Here is a 15,198-nt window from a genome sequence, read left to right on the forward strand (position 1 = left end):
CCATGAACAGGAAGGATGAGCGTCATCGCTGAAATAATCACATTTTTCACCGAGGAAGACGATGTCAAGGACTTGTACGGGGTCTTCGATATCGGCGTCGATGAGGAGGAGTTAAGAGGCGAGCCCAGCCCATGGGCTGTCATACCACCCGGCCCCGAGGAGCGGGCGAACGGCGGCCCCAACGCGGTGATGCTGCAGCGGAGCTGGGAGGCCGCGTCGTACGTTCGCTACGAACTCTGGGACGGCGAACCGTCCGCTGACCACTCATGGGGACACGCTTGGATCGGTGAGGTCTACCTGAGCACCGGAAGGATCAGCGCGATGAGCATGGTGCCGGGCTTCACGCATCACCACACGGTCTTCGACCTCGGCCGCCGCGCCACGACCTGGCGGCTGCGCGTTCAATGGAAATTCCTTGACAACGATCGGGAACCTCTTTTCCCGCGCTACATCTACCAGGTGGACTTGTTCACTCTTCAGTTCTGGCCGCCGCCCTCCTAACGCTTTCCCCGAGCCATGGCACCGGGTTAGGAAGGGGCGCAGGGATACGGCGCGCAGGCGCGGTCAAGACGGCCTGACCCGTGGCCCGGAGCCGGGCGGGAGGAGTGCCGCGAGCGCCGCGGCGAGCAGCGGGAAGCCCACCACCAGGACGGCGATCGGCAGCCACGGGGTGTCGAAGGCCACGCGTGGCAATGGGTCATATCTGTCCGCAGCGGTTCCGGGCCACGCCAGCAGCAGTCCCGTGGCGGCGCCCGCCGCCACGCCCAGCGCCGTTCCGCAGGCTGCGGCCAGCCACGTGCGACAGACGGCGTACGACCTCAGCCGGACGCCCGAGCCACCGGTGACGCGCAGCAGCACGCGCCGCCACCGCAGGCTGTCGGCCACCGAGCCCGTCGCGACCAGCGCACCGACGAGGGCCAAGAGGATCATCGGCACGAAGACGAACAGCCAACCGGTCGAAGCCTCGAATCCCCGCTCCACGTAACTGGGCGTGCCGACGCCCAACCGGCGGTCGAGGCGTTCCTGCTCGGCGGCCGACGTGCGATGAAAGGCGGGGTCGATGATCAGTCGATTCGGTGTCAAGCCGACGCCGAGGTCGCGCAGGACCTTCGCGGGGATGAAGAGGTCCGTCCTGCCTGGGTCCGCGGGCTTCACCGCGATCGCGGGGATGCTTCTGCGCAACGTCTCACCCGAAGGGGTGTCCAGGCTGTAGCCGATGTCCAATGGGATGTCGCCGACGTCTTCGGAGGTGACGAGTACGGCCGTGCCTTCGTCGTACGGCGTGGACAAGTCGCCTGTCAGGTAACCGAGCAAAGCCTGGTCACCGATGTGGGGGTCCACCCCCGCAAGGTCATTGTGAAAGTAGAGGAGGTACCCCTTGCCCGTGCCCTCGCTCTGGACGATGGGGGCCGAGGGAATCTCCTGCCGGAGAGCCGCGCGAGCGACTCTCGCTTCCTCGTCGGAGGACACCTGTACGACAAGGGCTCCGTACGGAGCCTGGGAAGGGGAGAAGGACCTCTCCTGCGCTGTCTGGGCCGCCGCAACGATCATCACCGCGGTGGCCACGGCGGTGGCCACCATCGTCATCGCGACCCCGCCGGCCGTACCGGGCTGATGACCGGCGAGTCGGCGGGCCGGCAACCGTAACGGACGCGGCAGCCGTACGGCGAACCGATCGGGGAGTGTCAGCGCCCACGACACGAACGGGCCCAGGCCGAGGAGGAGCAACGAGCCGCCCGCCATGCCTGCCAGCATGAGCATGCCCGGTTCGAGCTCTTTGTAGAAGCGTTCCTCATGCGTGGCCCATGCGATGCGTGCCGGCACCGCGAGACCGACCACGGCGAGAACCGCTCCCCACATCAGGCGGCTCCCCTGCACCGGTGTACGCCGGTCGCGGGGCGCCGACAGCATCGCCAGCGCGACGGATCCGCCCGCCAGCGCAGGGACGCTCAGTAACGCCAGAAGGACACCCAGCAGCCAGATGAGTCCCGCGATGTCTTCACCCACGCGGCCGATCGTACGCACATCAGCTGGTCCCTCGCCCGCATCCGCACTTGCTCTCGGCGGCCCGGTGCCTGGGCGGTCGACCCACCACCATCGGGATACCTCATCTCACCGGCATCGGCCCACCACGAGCACTCCGGCGAGAGACGCCTACGTACGTAACCTCTCTAGTCGCCGAAACCGTGCAGCAGGGTGTCGACGAGGCGGGTGGCCAGGGCATCGGCGTCATGGTCCTGGTCCGGTCCCGTCGCCGTCTCGTGGATGAGCGCGTAGTAGACGCGGCGCGCCCAGTCGAGGTCGGCGTCCGCGCTGATGAGGCCCGCGTCGCGCGCTCTGCGGAACAGCTTGTCGCAGCGTTCGCGGACCTCGGCGTGCACCCGTGCGACCTCGGGATCCGAAGCGGTCCGGCTCATCGCGTATCCCCAGTCGATCTTGACGCGGAGCACGCTGGCGGTCACCTGATGCAGCGTGACCAGCGCCGGAGCCGTGGTCGTGTAGGCCGACTCGACGGCCTCGGCGAACCGCCGGGTGGCCCAGGCGGCCATCGCGTCGACGAGCGCGTCGCGTGAGGCGAAGCGGCGATGCACGGTCGTGCGGGCGACCCCGGCGGCCTCGGCGATCTGCTCCATGCCCGCCGCCGGATTCCGGCTGAGGACGCGTTCGGCCGCCTCCAGGATCGCTCGCACGGTTCGCTCCGTGTCCGAGCGCATCTTGTTCACCCCGCCATGCTACATCAGTGTCCTTATCTAGATAGAACTTGCAACATTTATGTCGCATGTCATAGCTTAAGCGCATCGAAGATGTCGCAAAAGGGGCTCTGTCATGGATCTGGGACTGAACGGCAAGACCGCGGTGGTGACCGGTGCCAGCCGGGGGATCGGCCTGGCGATCGTGCGGGCGCTGACGGACGAGGGCGTGCGCGTGGTCGCCGGAGCGCGCACGCTCACCCCCGAGCTGAAGGAGACGGGCGCACACGTCTTGACCGCCGACCTGGCCACCGCCGCCGGTGCCGGCGCGCTGGCCGAGCGGGCGCTGATCGAGCTGGGCGGGGTCGACGTGCTGGTCAACAACGTCGGCGGCGGCGAGGGCGAAGGGCAGGCCGGTGGTTTCCTCAGCTTCGACGACCAGCAGTGGCTGGGAACGTACGAGCTGAACTTCCTCAGCGCGGTGCGCGTCACCCGCGCCGCGCTGCCCAGCCTGGTCGAGCGCGGCGGCGCGATCGTGAACATCTCCTCCAACGGCGCCCGGCAGCCGGGCATGGGGCCGATCATCTATTCGACCGCGAAGGCGGCGCTGACGGCATTCGGGAAGGCGCTGAACGAGGAGTTCGGGCCTCAGGGCGTACGGGTCAACACGGTCTCGCCCGGCTCGACGCGGACCTCGATGTGGGAGGGAGCGCAGGGGTACGGCGCGCAGCTGGCCGGGGCGCTGGGGGTGCCGCAGGAGGAGCTGCTCCGGGCGCTGCCGGGACAGGCCGGCATGACGACGGGCCGGTTCGTCGAGCCCGCCGAGGTGGCCGCGCTGGTCGCCTACCTGGTCTCACCGCTCGCCGGCAGCATCGCCGGAGCCGACCACCTGATCGACGGTGGCGCCATCAAAACCGTCTGACCCGCCCCCGCCGTGCGGCGAGCCGGGCGGGAAGTGCCGGCGCCGACGAGGCGAAGGGGCCCAGGCCGGGAGGAGCACCAAGCCGCCGTCGGCAAGGCCGCTCTCGCGGCCTTGCCGACGTGGTGCGACTCGGTCAGCAGAATGGGTTGGCTCGCCGGTAACCCACCTTGTACGGCTTCGGCTTGCCTGCGAGAGAGGACCTCTTGCAGCGGCGTTCTGCCGCGTCGGCGGCGCCCTGGGCAGCGCCCGCCTCCCTCAGCTGAGCCTTCTTGCTCTGCCCGTGGGGCTTGCCGTCACCGCACTTTTCTGAGCCCTTGTCGTAACCCGCGGCGTAGCCGACTGAGTAGTCGGGCTTGCTGGAGTCCGGGGAATGTCCGGGGCGTCGGGCGATGCAGCGCCTGCCGTCTGCGAGCCCGTCCTCGTACCCGAGCGGACAGCCGTGGCCTCGACCGTCGCAAGGGTCTACTTTCGCGGACGTGACCGTGATCACTGAATGTGTTGGGTACTGGGCGGCGGAGACCTCAGCAGCGCTGAGAGGAGCCGCGAGGCAGGCTACAAGAGCCGCTCCAAGGATCTTGTACGAGCGAGTGCCGAGCATAAGTGCTCCTTCCGGGAGGTCATCCCGTCGAGCAGGTGATACCCCGAGCGCTAATGACAAATAGCCACATAGGGGACAAATAGTCTCAGAGCGTCACTCAAGGGAATCGTCTTCCGGTTTGCCGAACGTTCGAGCCACTGCGTCGTACTGCCGGGTTGACATGAACAGCTGTCTCGGGCGGTGGGCCGCCCACCGCCCGGTCGAGCACGCGGCATCGGCTGATCCATCACCTCGCGTCGCGCCGGTCGAGGAGGGTCAGGCCGATCTGGGTGGGGTTGTGCAGGACGCTGCTGTGGTGCCTGCGCGTCGTGATCAGGCCCGCCTCGCGCAGTACGGCCGTGTGCTGGCTGACCGCCGCCGATGAGACGTCCAGGCGGCGGGCCAGGGCGCCAGTGGTGACCACACCGTCGGCGATGGCGGTGAGCACCGACGCGCGGGTGCGCCCGAGGAGGTTGGCCAGTGCCGCCTCCGACGGGCCGCCTGTCCAGATGCCCGCGGCATGGTCGGCACCGATCCTCGCCGGGTAGATCAGGAGGCAGTCGCCGGGATTGCCCGGGTCGTACATGATCGTTGGGATCCGCACGAAGAACGAGGACATCAGCAGCAGCCCCCGCCCGCCGAGGATGAAATCGGCGTCGGACTGGTCGCTGCACGGGATGTGGAGGATCGGCGGCCGCCACCGGACCTGCGGGTGCAGGGTGGACAGCAGACCGTCGACGCCCCGGTCGAGCAGGATCGCGCCGCGCTGGGCGCGCTCGGCGTCAAGGTGTGCGCGGATGCCCGTCCAATGGGGGCCGATGGCGGCGTGATAGTACGCCTCCACCGTGGACAGCACCTCCCGCCGGACGGTGAGGTCGTCGACGAGTCCGGCCAGCGCGGCCGGCACCCGGCCGTGCTGGCGGGCGTAGAAGTCCAGCTCCGCCTCGACGGCGTGCCGAGGGCTGGCCAGAAAGATCTCGGCGCTTTCGGCCAGCTCATGGCCCGGCCCGGAGAGGATGGCCATGTCGAATCTGGGCGGCCGGACGGGCGCGATGGCGGCCAGGACGGCGAACCGCGAGTCAAGGGCGCCGCGCACCCGGCGCCGCCACGCACCGAACAGCGTCTCCTCCGCCCGCCCGCGTAACGCGGTCAGGCTGAACAGGGCCTCCCCCAGGGGGCCCAACGTCGACGCCACCCGCACCCGCGCCAGGTCGGCGTCAGTGAAGTGAATCCTGTGCACCCTCTCCCCCACCCGCATGCCGACATGCCGCCGAACAGCCCAGTTAAGCCAGAACTTACAAGCCTCGCGGCGCGCGATTTCTTCCTGCGAAAGTAAGCGACGCGGCGCATTCTCCCAGTGCCGCGTGGTGAGCCTGAAGACCATCCGCCTGGAGGACACCATGAGCGACTCTTATGCGATAACGGGCTGCTTCCAGCGATGGTTCACCAGGAAAGCGCCTTTCCGAAGAGTGCTCGCGTATGCCCGGCCGGGTGTCAGTTCGTTCGGCCTGAGCGCGGTCAGCGATATCTTCGCCGACCGAAGCGCCAAGGGCTTACCCCGGCTCGACTTCGCCATCTGCGCCGACCGGGCGGGCACCCTGCGCACCGACCTCGGCCTGTGCCTGCGGGTGGAGCATGGGCCCGAGGCGATGGCGACCGCCGATCTGATCATCGTGCTGCCCACCGAGGACGAGCCGCTCACCCTGCCCGCACCGGCCGAAAAGGGGCTCATCGCTGCCCACCACCGGGGGGCCGTCATCGCGGCCTACGGCACCGGCTCGTTCCTGCTGGCCGACACCGGCCTGCTCGACGGCCTCCGCGCCACCACCGACTGGCGCCTCGCCGCCCGGCTGGCCCGCCGCCACCCGGAGATCACCGTAGAGCCTGACGCCCTGTACGTCGACCAAGGCCTGCTGGTCACCGGCGCCGGCGGGGCCGCCGTCATCGACATGTGCCTCCATCTGTTACGCCGCGAGCACGGCCCGGCCCTCTCCGACGCGGTGGCCAGGGAAGCGATGGTCACCCCCCGGCACCGGAACGGGCGCCCACAGCACCTTCCCAGCCCTTCGGACATCGCACCCGACGGCGAGGCCGAACGCATGGCCGACCTGCTCGCCTGGGCCCGCACCCGCCTGCACCAGCCGATGACCGTCACCGACCTGGCCAAGCAGGCGCTGATGAGCCCCCGCACCTTCGCCCGCCGCTTCCGGGCCGCCACCGGCACCACGCCGTACGCCTGGCTGGCCGCCCAACGGCTCGACCGCGCGAGAGACCTGCTGGAAACCACCGACCTGTCCGTGCAGGCGATCGCCGTACGGGTCGGTTTCCCTTCCAGCAATGTCCTGCGGGCGCAATTCATCAAACACCACGGCGTCTCCCCGAGCGCCTACCGGAACGCTTTCCAGCCGAGCCGGCGAACGCCGATGAGCGCGTGCCATTGACGGGCGAATTCTCGCCGTCAGTCATGCTGCCGGGCCAGGCGATGTCGTCAACGGCGAGAAACGGCTCGCCCGCCACGGTCGCGGGTGTCGCCCCGGTGAACGCCCTGACCTCCCGATGCAGGTGGGACTGGTCGACGTAGCCGGCGTCGGCCGCGACCCGGGCCGCGGCGTCACCCGCGACCAGGCGGTGCGCGGCATGGTCGAAGCGGACCAGTCTCCCCGCGCGCTTGGGCGGCAGGCCGAGCTGCGACCGGAACCGGGACCACAGCCGCTTACGGCTCCACCCGACCTCGGCCGCGAGTCCGTCGACCCGGGCCAGGCCACGGCTGCCGACGATCCGGTGCCAGGCCCAGGCCACCTCCGGGTCCACCGGCGGTCCCGCCTCATGCCGGCGGGCGAGGAGCTCGTCCATCAGCGCGAAGCGATCCTGCCAGGAGGAGACACCGCTCAGTCGCTCACCGATCCGTGACACCTGCCCACCCCACAGGTCGTCCAGGACCACCACGGCGCCGTCGAGGTCGGCAGGGGACACGCCCAGAACCGCGCGTGCGATCACCGGGGACAGGCGCACCTGCACGCACTCGACGTTCTCACCCCGCGCCCAGACCGCGCCTCCGGAGCCGACCCCGGGCCCGGCCACGATGCTTCCCCGCTGCTGCCGCCCGGCGGCGTCGGCCACGACGGGCGAACCGGCGCCGAACTCCAGCAGCAGCGTCACGGCCGGGTGCGGGACCATCCGGAGCGCGTCCAGGTCACGGACCCGGAACCCGGCCATGGTGACACCGTCCACCCGGCTGGGCCGCCGCGGGCACGCCACACCCCACACGGCCGCACCGTGCACGAACGTCCGCACCGTCCCATGCTAGCGAGCCGGCCAAGGGAACATTTGTCCAATCCACCGGCGCGTACCGGCGGCGACAGTGGTCCCATGACCCTTTCTGACGGCGTACCCCAGGTGAGCGCCAGCACCGAGATCCTGTCCCTGGACGACGGCGACATCCACGTGTGCCAGGACGGCCCCCGCGACGCCCCCGCGCTCCTGCTCATCCACGGGTCCGCGTCCTCGACCCGCTCGTGGGACATGCTGGTCCCGTTGCTGACCGGATCCCATCACGTCATCCGGATCGACCTGCTCGGGCACGGCCGGTCGGCCAAACCGGCCGACCGCGGTTACGCGCTCCCGGACCAGGCGCGCCGGGCCGGCGCGGTGCTGGACCGGCTCGGCGTCGAGCACGCCGTGGTCGTCGGCCATTCCAGCGGCGGCGCGGCCGCCATCGCCCTCGCCGAACAGCGCCCCGACCTGGTGACCGCGCTCGCGCTCATCAACACCGGCCCTCACCTGGACGCTTTCATCGCACCGGAGTCCGCCGCGATCGACCCCGCGCAGTGGCCGCCGACCGACGAGCAGGTCCGCCGGTTCGCGAGCAGCGGTTTCAGCCGCGCGGGCTACCAGATCCCCGATGAGCTCCTGAACGAGGTGCGCGCCATGACGTACCACACGCTCACCGCGACGATGGGGGGCATCCACCACTACATGGAGCAGCGGACGCTCCCCGATCGGCTGACGGACCTGGGCAAGCCGCTGCTGGTGATCTTCGGCGAGGACGACCGCAGATGGCGATCCTCCTCCGCCGCCGACTACCGGGCCGTTCCGGGCGCGCAGGTCGAGTTGCTGCCCGGTCTCGGACACTCGCCCCTGCTGGAGGATCCACCGCGAACCGCCGCCCCCCTACTGGCCTTCACCACGATTCACGCCGTACGGGTGGACTGAACGACGACCCCGGGCCCGAGGAGGAGATAGGCGTACACAGACCAGGCTCTTACCGGCGGCGGAGATATCCGCCGGCGTCCCTGGAAACACAGGTGGGAGGGACACGCGCCGCGTGCCAGCGGGAGGAGAAGGCGCCATGGCGTTCGATCTCGATCTGTCGAATCCTTATCCGAGCGGTGCCGACGGGCACTTCTACGGCGGCCCCGGCCAGGGCGGGCACGTCGGCGACAATTGGACCATCTCCCACGGCATGGATCTCGGCGCGCCGGTGGGAACCCCGGTGCGCGCCGCCTTCACCGGGAAGGTCACCAACATCTTCACCCCCGCGGCGCCCAGCGGAGGCATCTACGGCGACCAGATCTCGATCCGCCAGAACCCCGATTCCGCCGGGGGCGTCGGTGCCTTCTACACCCATCTGAGGTCGAACGTCACCGTAGGCTCGTTCGTCTCGCGCGGTGAGATCATCGGTGAGATCGTCGAGTTCGGCGACATTCCCACCCACCTCCACCTCGCCCTGGGCGAGCGCCGGAACAACGTCTATGCCGGAGTGAATCTCTACGACCACTTCATGGCGACGGCCAACACCGACACCGTGCTGATGGTGCGGTTCTTCCAGGACGGCAGCGCGCCGCAGCTCGCCTGAGCGGAGAAGTCACCTGCGGGTCAGCGGCTCGGCCTTCGTCGCCTGTACGGCGTCCAGCACGGCGGCGGCGAAGGGCAGGGAGTGATGTGTGGCTCCCCAGCCGATGCCGAACACGACGGAAGCGGGATCGTTGTTGGGGTTGGAGAGGGCCTGATGCCCACGGACGCGCAGCCGCAACGACCCGCGGGCGTCCTCCAGTGCGTGCCAGTCGACGCCCTCGATCTCGGTGATCGGGTAACGCCGGTCACCTGCCGCGTACTTGGTCGGGGAAGCCGTGGACGAGAACCAGGTGAAGGTGACGGCCTGTCCGTCGAAGGCAGCCTCGCCGTCCCACGCCTGGAAACTCCGCGGCACCGAAGGGCCGGCGATCAGAAAACGCTCAGCCGGACCGCGCTCGACGAAGGCCGCGCGCATCTCGTCGGCGTACTGGGCGGCCAGCGTCTCCTTGGCGGCGGGCAGCACCAGCCGGTAAGGGTCGAGCGAGTCCTGGAGCTGCCCCGCCGCCGCGGACATCACCGGATCGGCCCCCTGCCGGGGAACCACCCGCAGCACCACCCGGCCACGGGCGTCGGCCTCGAGCGCGACCTCGGCCAGCGCGTCGTACGGCACGAACCGCGCACCGAGCTCCATGCTCAGCTTCGACCCCTTCTTACCCGGCTCAGGCGTGATGCGCAGCCCCCCGTCCTCGAACTCCCACGCGCAACCTCGCCCCTTCAGTACGTCACCCATGCAAGCAAGGATAGGTGCCCGAACACGGGCCGCCGCGCAGACGGGCGGCCACCGCGAGGGCGGCCCGCCGGGTCAGCGCCGAGTCCCCGCCGGCCCGCACCTCGGCCAGCAGCCGCCCGCCGGTGGCCCAGGCGAACGTCCGCTGATCGTCGCTGCCGACCTTCGACCGCAGGTACGCCCCTTCCCCCAGCCGCAGGGCGCCCTTGTCCGCGGCGAGGGTCGTACGGGCCAGTCGCGCGGCCTCCGCGTCCGTCGCGGCGACCCAGGTGACCGCCACCCGCACCAGCGCCCCCGCGTCGTCGGGCGGGACGAACTCGCACACGTCGGGCTTCGGCCAGCGCACCCCGAGATGCTCCACGGCGCCCGGAACCGGCACGTACCCCGGCAACGCGGCAGGGTCGAGCAGCGTGCACGCGTCAGGCCAGCGGTCCGGCGGCACGGCCAGCGGCGAGGACGGGAGCAGTCCGTCGCGGAAGGTGTAGGCGGTCACCCGGTCACCGCGGGGGTGCCTCTCGTACAGCAGCACGTCGCGGGCGGTGCTGCCGACGACCAGGCTCGCGCTCTCCCCCACGGGCAGGGGCAGCACGTGCCGGGTGCCGTCCGCCAGCGAGATGACCTCGATCATGCGGGGGGCGAGCTCGGTGGCCGTGGCGCCCATGGCGTGACCGGCGGTCAGGGTGCCGGCGTTTCCCGCGTACCCCTCGGGGGTGCCCGGCGGCGTGCGCGGCCTGAGCGAGCGGTGCCAGAGCACCCGCCCGTCGCGGCTGCGCGTCGCGGTCATCTCGCGGACCCCGCCCACGCTGCGGACCAGCAGCGTCAGCTCGGCGTCGCCGACCACGGTCGGCCCCCCGACGTCCGGGTACGTGATCCGCGACCGGGCGACCGGCCGCCCGTGCGGGTCGAAGGCGGTGATCTGCCCGGGCTCCCTCGCGATGATCAGGCGGGTGGCGGAGACGTCCACGTCCGCGAGGTTCTCGTGCGAGCCCCGGACCCGACGCGTCCAGCCGAGACGCCCGGCGCGCATGTCGACGCCGTGCAGGGTCAGCGATCCGTCCGCGCAGTGCTGGACGATGACGGCGAGCTCGGATTCGAGCAGCTGCCGGTCGGGGCACCCGGCGGGCCACGGCACGGTCCAGGTGTCGCGGCCGGATGCCGGGTCGAGCCCGTGCAGGCCATCGCGCCCCGCCCACGCGATGCCGGTGGGGGTGAGGGCCGTCCTGCTCAGGTAGGCACGGATCGGCGCGTCCGCGGAGGCGAGCGGTCGCGTCCACTTCGTCCGGCCGGTGACCGGGTCGAGCACCGTGATCCTCTCCTCGCCGATCCTCTCCTCGCCGATCCTCTCCTCGCCGACCCTCTCCTCGCCGATCACCGCGAGCAGCTCTCCGACGAAGCCCATCCGGTCGTACGGCAGGGTGAAGGGGAAGGTGTGGATGACCGCGCCCGTCTCCGCGTCGTGCAGCCGGATCGCCCCCGGCGACGGCAACGCCAGCACGGCCCGGCCGCCGATCGTGGCCACGGGCACGCTGAAGGCGGGGGTCGCGTCGAGATCGCCCACCTCGGCGCTCCAGGCGGCGGTGAACGCGGGACGTACCTGCCGGGCGACCGCGCCGCCGGCGGCGCAGGCGAGGACGAGCAGGGCGGCGATCAGCGCGCGGAGGTGCATGCCCGCTCCGGATTGAGGAGCTCGCAGGCCGCCCGCCCGGTGACGGCCCGCAGCCCGGCGCCGGTGTTGCGGTAGACCGTCCCGTAGCCGGTGGCGGCCGCCGGGGCGCCGGTGACCCGGAACGGCCGCCCGTCGGGGTCCTTCACGGTGAGGGTCCGCTGTTTCCCGCTCCCGGCTTCCACGTACTCGACCTCCAGCACGAAGGTGTGGCTGTGCGCACGCGCGTCGATCCGGAGGCCGAGCTCCGTCTGCTCGCCCCGCTTCAGCGGCAGGCTGTGCGGGCCGAAGAAGGGACGGCCGGGCGCGCCGACGCGGGTGAAGTACGGGTTCGGCGCATCGAGGCTGACCGTGAGCTGCGGGTTGTCCGTTCCGCCCTGACGGGGATGCTCGACGAAGGCGGCGGTGACGACCGGCTGCTCGGGGGCCGTCTCCTTCACCCTGACATCGGTGACGCGGACGAGGTCGCGCTGGGACTCGAAGATCACGCGCGCGATGGTCCGGCCCACCCGGGCGCCACCCAGTTTCGCCACCACGTCGCCGAACGCCCGATCCCCGAAGCGGCCGCTCAGGAAGGCCGCGCGGTCAGGAGGCGCGGTGGGCAAGGCGGCCACGGCCAGACCCTGTTCGCCGCCGGCGCCGTGCAGCACCGTGACCAGGATCGGTGGCCTGCCGGAGTCGAGCAGGTCGGCGGGCCGCAGGAGAAGACCGAACGCGTCGGTCAGCCAGGCGGTGACGATGGCGGTGAGCAGCGCGCCGAGCCACAGCAGGACCTTGGTGAGCCTGCCCGGCCCCTTGTCGTCACTGTCCGGCACGAGAACGGTCTCCTCGCAGCTGGGCTACTTTCCAGAAGTGACAACGTAACGCAGAGAGCGCGTTCCATCACCCGGAGTGCGGGATTCTCACCCGGTCGTGGACGCCGGGTCACTCCCCTGGACCGGATGCCGGCGGTTCTTCGCGGCTTCCGCCGTCCGCCATGGCGGCCGAGCGGTCTTTGGCCTTCGCCAGCACTGCGGTGGCTTCGGCTGGGCGACCGGCCTCCTTCAGGGTGTCGCCGAGGTGGGTCAGCCCCCGCACGGCGCGGTGTTGGTCGCCGAGTTCGTGGAAGATGGTCGCGGAGTCTCGCAGGGCGGTGCAGGCCTCTTCGAAGCGCCGCGTCCGGCGCAGGGTGCTGCCGAGGCTGTTCAGCGTCTGGGCTTCGCCGTGGCGGTCGCCGATCTCGCGGCAGATGCGCAGGTCCTGCCGGAGAACGGTGATGGCCTCGTCGAAACGGCCCACCTGCTGCAGGACGTTGCCGAGGTTGTGCAAGGCCATGCCTTCACCGCGGCGGTCGCCGATCTCTCGGAAGATGGCGGCGGCGCTGTGGTGAACGGTGATGGCCTCGTCGAAACGGCCCACCTGTTGAAGGACGTTGCCGAAGTTGTCCAGGGCCGTGCCTTCACCGCGGCGGTCGCCGAGCCTTCGAGCGATGGCGGCGGCGCTCTGGTGAGCCGCGATGGCCTCGTCGAACAGGCGCACCTCGAACAGGGCGACGCCGAGGTTGTCCAGGACCATGCCTTCGCCGCGGCTGTCACCGGCCTCCCGGAAGATGGCGGCGGCGGTTCGGTGAGCCGCGATGGCCTCGTCGAAACGGCGCACCTGTCGCAGGGCGTTGCCGAGGTTGACCGAGGCCGTGCCTTCACCGCGACGGTCGCCGAGCCTTCGGAAGATGGCGGCGGCGTTCTGGTGAGCCGTGATGGCCTCGTCGAAACGGCGCACCTCGAACAGGGCGTTGCCGAGGTTGATCAGCGATCCGCCTTCGTGGCGCCGGTCGCCCAGCTGAGTGCCGGCGGTGACGGAGGCGGTGGTAACGGTCAGGCGATCGTTGAAGGCACGACGCCACTCCAGGTACTCGTTCAGGCAGTACGCCAGCTCGATGGCGAACTCGTAGCGGCCGCTGTCCCCCGCGGCGAAGGTGACGGCGGCGACCAGGTTGGCGCGTTCGGCGTCCAACCAGGCCATGGCGGCATCCCGCCCGGTGAAGCGGCCGGGGACAGGCCGGCCGGGCAGGGCGGTGAGGTGGACGCGGGCGTCGCGGGCAACGGAGAGGTAGTGGCGCTGCAGCCGCTCCAGCGCCCTGTCGCGATCGTGCGCGGCGGCTTGGGCGTGGCCGTGCTCACCGGCGTAGAGACGGATCAGGTCGTGCATGCTCCACCGGGCGTATGTCGGCGTGGTGAGCAGGTGGGCCCGGGCCAGCGCGGCCAACTGCTTCCGCACGACGCGTTCGGGGGTGCCGGCGAGGGCGGCGGCGGCTTCGAGGGAGATGTCGGGGCCGGGGTTGAGCGGCAGCAGCCGGAACAGCCGGGCCTGGTCCGGCTGGCTCTCCAGGAGGTGCTGGTAGGACAGATCGAACGCGGTGCGCACGGCGATGCGCCGGCCGTGCTGATCGAGGTCGCCGCTGTCGAGGGCGTCCAGCCCGCGCGCGTCGCTGAGCTCGGCCGCCATGTCGGCCAGCGGACGGCCGGGTTCGGTGCGGAGCAGGGCGGCGGTGATCCGCAGGGCGAGGGGCAGCCGGCCGCAGAGCTCGGCGATCGCTGCCGCGTGTTCCGGTTCGGCTTCGAGGCGCTGGTCGCGTCCTCCTACGCACACAGCGGTGCGCAGCAGGTCGAGGGCTTCGGCTTCGGGCAGAACGGTCAGGTCGATCAGGCGGGCGGGCAGCGTCAGGGAATGCCGGGAGGTGACCAGCAGCCGGTGACAAGGCTGGGCCGGCAGCAGTGGTTCGACCTGGCCGGAGACGGCGGCGTTGTCGGCCACCACCAGCACCGGCGACTCCTGGCGGGCGCGGTCGGCCAGCACCGACTGGTACAGGGCCAGCCGCTCCGAGCCGGTGGGCGGGAGGTCGCCGTCGCGGATGCCCATGGCACGCAGCAACTGCCCCGCCGCGGCAGCGGCCGAGACCCGCTCGGCCGGATCGGGGGTGTAGCCGCGCAGGTCGAGAAAGAACACTCCGCCGCCGAACCAGCCCTGCTCCACCGCTTGATGGGCGGCCACCAGCGCCAGCGCGGTCTTGCCCACCCCCGCCATTCCCGCCACCGCCGACACCAGCACGCCCGGCTCGCCCGGTCCCCGGGGGTCCAGAAAGGCCAGCACGTCGCGGAGGGGGGCGGTGCGGCCGACGAAGCCCGCCGGCGCGGCCGGCAGTCCCGCCAGAGCCCGCGGAGCCGGGCCACTCATCCGCATGGTGACGGTGTGCGCCAAGGTCACCGGCGCGTAGTACGTCCCCTCGTGAATCTCGTTGTGGGTGGTGTCGCCACCGGCCTCATCGTCGGTCATGCGCTCCCTCATGTGGCTACTCCGAGACGTCCTGATCGTCGGAGGCCGGGGACGGCCCGATGATGTCCCGGCCCATCGTCACAGGGGCGTGGAAGGTGCCGCCGCTGATCGTGTTGTGGGTGTCGCCCGGCCGCGTGGTCGCGGCCCGCCCGCCCCCATCACCGGCCTGAAGGGGTGCGGCCGATCGGTCCCCGCCTGTGGTGAGGTCGTCCCCGGCCGGCGACGGAGGAGGGGCCTGGCTCTGCGTCGGGCCGCGGCGAGCCGGCATCACCCCGTAGACGGACACCCCCAGCCCGGCCAGGGCGAAGAAGACGCCGACCACGCTGGCCAGCCGGTCGGCCTCCTCCAGACCCAGCACGATGAAGGTCACCCCCAAGGCGACCGCCACCAGCCCGCCGGCCACCAGCGAGAGCCACACCCACAGACCCCTCCGCTCCACCATGCCCCCCATCG

Annotated in this window: 14 protein-coding genes; 5 read left to right on the top strand and 9 right to left on the bottom strand. The window is 71.0% G+C overall.

Annotated features, from left to right (window positions below; all coding sequences use genetic code 11):
- The first annotated feature begins 15 nt into the window (after window positions 1-15).
- Entirely contained in the window at window positions 16-501 is a 486-nt protein-coding gene (locus IEY87_RS15820) for a hypothetical protein (protein WP_189139370.1), read from the top strand.
- 63 nt (window positions 502-564) lie between these two features.
- Here the strand turns inward: IEY87_RS15820 and IEY87_RS15825 are convergent, their stop codons facing one another.
- Together IEY87_RS15825 and IEY87_RS15830 are read right to left on the bottom strand one after the other, a co-directional pair.
- The gene (locus tag IEY87_RS15825; protein ID WP_189139371.1) at window positions 565-2,007 is read right to left on the bottom strand and encodes a hypothetical protein; all 1,443 of its coding nucleotides are present in this window, start codon (window positions 2,005-2,007) and stop codon (window positions 565-567) included.
- 164 nt (window positions 2,008-2,171) lie between these two features.
- Window positions 2,172-2,690, bottom strand: a complete 519-nt coding sequence (locus tag IEY87_RS15830) for a TetR/AcrR family transcriptional regulator (protein WP_225277286.1) — start codon at window positions 2,688-2,690, stop codon at window positions 2,172-2,174.
- 136 nt (window positions 2,691-2,826) lie between these two features.
- Here IEY87_RS15830 and IEY87_RS15835 point away from each other — a divergent pair, with 136 nt between their 5' ends.
- Entirely contained in the window at window positions 2,827-3,612 is a 786-nt protein-coding gene (locus tag IEY87_RS15835) for an SDR family oxidoreductase (RefSeq protein WP_189139372.1), read from the top strand.
- A gap of 824 nt (window positions 3,613-4,436) precedes the next feature.
- Here the strand turns inward: IEY87_RS15835 and IEY87_RS15840 are convergent.
- Window positions 4,437-5,429, bottom strand: coding sequence for an ArsR/SmtB family transcription factor (locus IEY87_RS15840; protein WP_189139373.1), 993 nt, complete (start codon window positions 5,427-5,429; stop codon window positions 4,437-4,439).
- Window positions 5,430-5,589: 160 nt separating this feature from the next.
- On the opposite strand from IEY87_RS15840, the gene IEY87_RS15845 reads away from it, so the two are divergent.
- Window positions 5,590-6,630, top strand: a complete 1,041-nt coding sequence (locus IEY87_RS15845; protein WP_189139374.1) for a GlxA family transcriptional regulator — start codon at window positions 5,590-5,592, stop codon at window positions 6,628-6,630.
- On the opposite strand, the gene IEY87_RS15850 is transcribed toward IEY87_RS15845, so the two are convergent.
- A complete protein-coding gene (locus IEY87_RS15850; RefSeq protein ID WP_189139375.1) occupies window positions 6,548-7,483 on the bottom strand; it encodes an AraC family transcriptional regulator in 936 nt (311 codons plus the stop codon). The two genes, IEY87_RS15845 and IEY87_RS15850, sit on opposite strands and share 83 nt — an antisense overlap.
- A 75-nt stretch (window positions 7,484-7,558) precedes the next feature.
- On the opposite strand from IEY87_RS15850, the gene IEY87_RS15855 reads away from it, so the two are divergent.
- The gene (locus IEY87_RS15855) at window positions 7,559-8,401 is read left to right on the top strand and encodes an alpha/beta fold hydrolase (protein ID WP_189139376.1); all 843 of its coding nucleotides are present in this window, start codon (window positions 7,559-7,561) and stop codon (window positions 8,399-8,401) included.
- Window positions 8,402-8,537: 136 nt separating this feature from the next.
- Window positions 8,538-9,044 carry a M23 family metallopeptidase gene (locus IEY87_RS15860; protein WP_189139377.1) on the top strand — a complete coding sequence of 169 codons (507 nt, stop codon included), beginning with the start codon at window positions 8,538-8,540 and terminating at the stop codon, window positions 9,042-9,044.
- Between the two features lie 9 nt (window positions 9,045-9,053).
- On the opposite strand, the gene IEY87_RS15865 is transcribed toward IEY87_RS15860, so the two are convergent.
- From IEY87_RS15865 to IEY87_RS15885, 5 genes are all read right to left on the bottom strand, one after another.
- Window positions 9,054-9,773, bottom strand: coding sequence for a DUF4429 domain-containing protein (locus tag IEY87_RS15865; RefSeq protein WP_189139378.1), 720 nt, complete (start codon window positions 9,771-9,773; stop codon window positions 9,054-9,056).
- The gene (locus IEY87_RS15870) at window positions 9,766-11,436 is read right to left on the bottom strand and encodes an outer membrane protein assembly factor BamB family protein (RefSeq protein ID WP_189139379.1); all 1,671 of its coding nucleotides are present in this window, start codon (window positions 11,434-11,436) and stop codon (window positions 9,766-9,768) included. The genes IEY87_RS15865 and IEY87_RS15870 overlap by 8 nt, the downstream gene beginning before the upstream one ends.
- Window positions 11,418-12,248: a hypothetical protein gene (locus IEY87_RS15875; RefSeq protein ID WP_189139380.1), complete on the bottom strand. Its 831-nt coding sequence runs from the start codon at window positions 12,246-12,248 to the stop codon at window positions 11,418-11,420. Before IEY87_RS15875 ends, IEY87_RS15870 begins: the two co-directional genes overlap by 19 nt.
- 109 nt (window positions 12,249-12,357) lie before the next feature.
- On the bottom strand, window positions 12,358-14,745 hold the full coding sequence (locus IEY87_RS15880; RefSeq protein ID WP_189139381.1) for a tetratricopeptide repeat protein: 2,388 nt from the start codon (window positions 14,743-14,745) through the stop codon (window positions 12,358-12,360).
- A gap of 16 nt (window positions 14,746-14,761) precedes the next feature.
- The gene (locus IEY87_RS15885) at window positions 14,762-15,187 is read right to left on the bottom strand and encodes a hypothetical protein (RefSeq protein WP_189139382.1); all 426 of its coding nucleotides are present in this window, start codon (window positions 15,185-15,187) and stop codon (window positions 14,762-14,764) included.
- Window positions 15,188-15,198 lie beyond the last annotated feature (11 nt).

Origin of the sequence: Nonomuraea glycinis (assembly GCF_014646515.1) — a bacterium.
Taxonomy (GTDB): Bacteria; Actinomycetota; Actinomycetes; order Streptosporangiales; family Streptosporangiaceae; genus Nonomuraea; species Nonomuraea glycinis.